The organism is Pseudoroseomonas cervicalis ATCC 49957 (assembly GCF_000164635.1).
Lineage (GTDB): Bacteria > Pseudomonadota > Alphaproteobacteria > Acetobacterales > Acetobacteraceae > Pseudoroseomonas > Pseudoroseomonas cervicalis.
Genome location: NZ_GG771025.1, coordinates 1 through 1791 on the forward strand (window position 1 = coordinate 1; position 1791 = coordinate 1791).

Here is a 1791-nt window from a genome sequence, read left to right on the forward strand (position 1 = left end):
GGCCGCTGCTGGCGCGGCTCGACCGGCAGGCGGCGGCGCGGCGGCCGGTCTGGCGGCTGCTCTTCGTGCCGCTGGCCTTCCTGGTGCGGCTGGCGGCGCTGCTGCTGGCCTGGGCCGGCGGCTATCTCTTCGCGCTGTCCTACGGCAACACCGGTGTCATCGCCGTCCACCAGACGCTGCTGCTGAACGCCTTCCTGGCGGTGGAGGGCACGCGGGTGCTGATCCGCACCCTGTTCATGCCGGGCCGGCCCGGGCTGCGGCCGCTGCCGCTGGGCGAGGAGGGGGCGCGCGCCTGGTCCTTCTGGCTCGGCCTGTCGGCGCTGCTGATCGGCGCCACCATGATGCTGCTGGCGCCGCTGCTGAACGCCAATGCCTCGCCGGCGGCGGCGGCCTCGCTGCGGCTGGTGGTGATGCTGGCGGTGCTGGTGCTGGGCATCCTGGCGGTGCTGCGGCACCGCCGCGCCGGGCGCCACTGGGTGGAGGCGCGGCGCGACCGGCGGGGCCTGCGCGCGCTGGGCCGCGCCTGGACCGCCTTCGGCCATGTCTGGCACCTACTGGCCATCCTCTACATGGTGGTGCTGTTCCTGGCCTGGGTGGCCAACCCGCGCGAGGCGCTGGGCTTCATGCTGCTGGCCACGCTGCGCTCGCTGGCGGTGGTGGCGGCGGGGGCGGTGCTGCTGCGGCTGGCGCGGCGCTGGCTGGCCGGCGGGCTGACCCTGCCCGAGGCGGTGACCGAGCGGCTGCCGCTGCTGGAGCGCCGGCTGAACCGGCTGATCCCGGCGATCCAGCAGGCGCTGAAGGTGGCGGTGCTGGTGGCGGTCGCGCTCGGCCTGTTCTGGGCCTGGCGGATCTTCGACCTGCCGGGCTGGCTGGAGACCGAGACCGGCCGGCGCAGCGCCGGCGCCCTGGTCTCGGCCGGGCTGATCCTGCTGTTCGGCATCGCCGCGCATCTGGCCCTGGCCTCCTGGGTCGAGTACCGGCTGAACCCGAATTACGGCACGGTGCCGACGCCGCGCGAGCGCACCCTGCTGGCGCTGTTCCGCAACGCCGCCACCATCGCGCTGGTCGTCATGGTGGCGATGCTGGCGCTGTCCGAGCTCGGCGTGAACATCGGCCCGCTGCTGGCGGGCGCCGGCGTGGTCGGCCTGGCGATCGGCTTCGGCGCGCAGAAGCTGGTGCAGGACATCATCACCGGCGTGTTCATCCAGCTGGAGAACGCGATGAACGAGGGCGAGGTGGTCTCGGCCGGCGGCGTCTCCGGCGTGGTGGAGAAGCTGACCATCCGCTCCGCCTCGATCCGCGACGCGACGGGGACGCTGCATGTCATCCCCTTCTCCTCGGTCTCGACGGTGGCCAACATGATGAAGGATTTCGGCTTCCACATGGCCGAGATCGGCGTCGCCTACCGCGAGAGCATCCCCGAGGTGAAGGCGGCGATGCAGGAGGCCTTCGAGCGGCTGCAGCAGACCGAGCACGGGCCCTTCATCATCGGGCCGCTGGACATGCAGGGGGTGGTGGCCTTCGCCGATTCGGCGGTGATGGTGCGGGCCCGCATCAAGACCCAGGCGGGCAAGCACTGGGCGACGGGCCGCGCCTATAACGAGATCCTCAAGGAGGTGTTCGACGCGCGCGGCATCGAGATCCCCTTCCCGCATGTCACGCTGTATCTGGGCGAGGACAAGCAGGGCAAGGCGCCGCCGCTGCGCATCCTGGACCAGACGCCCAGGGGCCAGGGGGGCGGGACGCCCGGGTCTGGCGCGGCGCTGGCGCCGCCCGCAGCGCCGCCCGGCG

At 73.0% G+C, this 1791-nt stretch carries 1 protein-coding gene; it reads left to right on the plus strand.

Annotated features, from left to right (window positions below; translation table 11 throughout):
* Positions 1–1791, plus strand: a 1791-nt coding sequence (locus HMPREF0731_RS21445; protein WP_007006344.1) for a mechanosensitive ion channel domain-containing protein, incomplete at both ends; no start/stop codon positions are given.